Raw genomic sequence first — 2,706 nt, forward strand, 5'->3', positions numbered from 1 at the left:
ATAAATTTTTAAATAAAAGACATAATTAATTAAAATTATAATTTGCTATTAGTATCTTTTTAAAAATATTTACAATTATTTTAATAGGTTATGCAAGAAGTCTAATTTATAATTTGCAATTATTATAGATAGCATAGAAGATGTATTTAAAATGTAAATTGTACTATGAAGTGTAGCACTTTATAAACTGTAAAATCAATATTTGAATATGATTTTTCATCTTCAACACCATTTTTTCAAAGATATCAGATATTAAATTCTATTAATTGCAAGTATGTATTTCTATCTTTTCCGCTGACTTTAGTTCCGATTGGAGTATTTTGAATTAGTTCTAAGTTTATATCTTTTCTTTGAATAATTTTTTCATTTTGTTTTTCAATAAAAATTCTGATATCATAGTTTCCATAATTTCATATTCCAGATATTTCAATTTGATTTAAATTAAATAATTTTTTATCAAAAGTTATTTTAACTCTATCATCAACTAAATTTTGAATTGTACTAATTCAAACTGCTTTAGAATAAAGTAAGCTATATCATTGCGAAAAATAGTTTAAGTATTCTTCTAATTTATCATTAGAAACAATTAAATTAGTTAAATATTTGCCATATTCTCCATCAGATAATTTAATTTCTGCCGGAATAAGAGAGGGTATATTATTTGTTTCTAATTCATTTGTTATTGATAATCAATTAAAATAATTTGCTTCTAATTGATAAATAGGATTTTCTGAGATATCTTTGTTTTTAACGGTTGCTTTAATCTTATCATCATTGTTGCTGATATTATTTTTATTTTTTAAATTTCAGTCTGTAATTTGTCCTGTTTTTAAATCAATAATTGGTAAATTGGGCTCATTGTGACTATTTCAACGATAAACTGATTTAAAATAAGTTCCATTATCTTTATTTCAATCATAACTTACAAATCCATTTTTATAAATAAATAAATCACCACCAAAATGTGATGTTTTAAGTTCATATTTATCATACTTATCTAAAATTTTTTCTTTTTGTTCAAAATGTTTAAATTTAACAATGCGTCAATCATTATTTTCATTACCTCGTCATACAACAAAATAATATTTATTATCAACAATAATAAATGGTTTATCATTTGCATAAACTTCCATTCAGAAATTAATTGGTTCTGGAGGAACAGGACCACTACTATTAAAATTAAAATATAATGAATTTAATCCAACTTTACAATGTTCAAATTCTCAATAGCCAGTTTCTACTTCTCTTGGATTAGAAATTAATTCGAAATAATAAGGAGAAAATAATTTAATGTCATCATTATAACCTTTATTAATGGCATATTTACTATATGTATAATTTGATAACATGTATATAATTTGTTTAATTCTTTTTACATATGTTTTATGTAATTCACTTGGATTATCTAATTTTCAGTTTTCAAATAATCCATCAATGACGTTTTCTGGTTTTTGTCCTTCAAATTTTTGGCGTAGTTCAGCTGCTTTATTGCTAGGATTACCTTTTTCATCGTATTTTGCTCCTTGAAATTTTCTATCGTAATTATAACGATATGTTAAATAATTTAATAAAACTTTTTCTAAATCATTTTTGGTTACTAAATTTAAAATATCTTCTCCTTTTATATATTCTTTTGCAATACTTCATGGTAAAAAACTTTCGGTAAATCAATACTGAAATATTCGTACATTAGGGTTTGTTTCAATCGGCATTGATAATAAAGGTACTAAACTTGCGTTTTGAATAATAGATTGTGGATAAGAATAAACACCATTGACATTGCCCCAACATTTAATATTACCAAATAACATTGATTTAGGGTATTTGATTTCAATTCCAGTAAAGACAGTATCTTCGGGTAATGATTTTTGTAATACTAAATGAATACTATTTTGATTTTTTCATTTAAAGTCAGTTATTTTAACTAAATGCGTAGATTTAATAATATTAACACCGTCAGGTGAATACGGGCGCTTATATTCTTCAATGATATAACATTCATTTTTGTTGTCTTCACTAATTGGTTCATTAATAGATACTATTTTTAAATCATAAGATTCTAAAAATAATTTATCTTGTTTTGAAATATCATTAATTAAAATATCTTTTTCATCAATAATTATATAACTTGTGCTATTATCTTGGATTGTGGTGTTTTGCTGTATTTGTAATTTAAAATTAAAATCGCTAATTTCATAACCAGTTATTTTAATATATTCATCTTTATCAATAAAACCGATTTTAACGCTATTTTGAGAGTAATTTAAGATTGGTTTTTGCTTTGTCTTAACAAGATTATTAATTTTATAAATGTATAAGGTTCTTGCGCGGTCTTCGGTAAATAACTGTTCTAAATCGGGGTCGCTGTACTGCGATTGATTGGCAAAATCTAATGGAATACTATCAATTGAATAATCAATTGGTTCATCATTTTCTGCTAATTGTGCTAACATTTTTTCAGATGGTTTTAACATTATTCTTGTTCCCCTTCTTCATTAGACATATTGATAATAGTTTCTTTGTTATTTAATTGTTTGTTTAAATTAGCATTTACGGGTAAGCGAACATCAACAATTAATTCATCAATATGTCTAATATTAAATGTTCTACTATTTAAAACAGCATTATCATATTTAATTAACTTAATAATAAATTCAGTTAATTTAATTTCTCTGATATATATCATTTGTTCATAAGAAGCATTTG

Annotated in this window: 2 protein-coding genes; both read right to left on the reverse strand. The window is 23.6% G+C overall.

From position 1 onward, the window contains the following. Positions 1 to 146: 146 nt before the first annotated feature. On the reverse strand, positions 147 to 2,474 hold the full coding sequence (locus EHV01_RS04585) for a hypothetical protein (protein WP_422066413.1): 2,328 nt from the start codon (positions 2,472 to 2,474) through the stop codon (positions 147 to 149). Continuing rightward, on the reverse strand, positions 2,474 to 2,706 hold a 233-nt coding region (locus EHV01_RS04590; protein WP_422066414.1), incomplete at its 5' end, for a hypothetical protein. The genes EHV01_RS04590 and EHV01_RS04585, both read right to left, overlap by 1 nt.

The sequence above is a fragment of the Spiroplasma sp. hy2 genome (genome assembly GCF_044714365.1).
GTDB classification, from domain to species: domain Bacteria; phylum Bacillota_I; class Bacilli_A; order Mycoplasmatales; family Mycoplasmataceae; genus Spiroplasma; species Spiroplasma phoeniceum.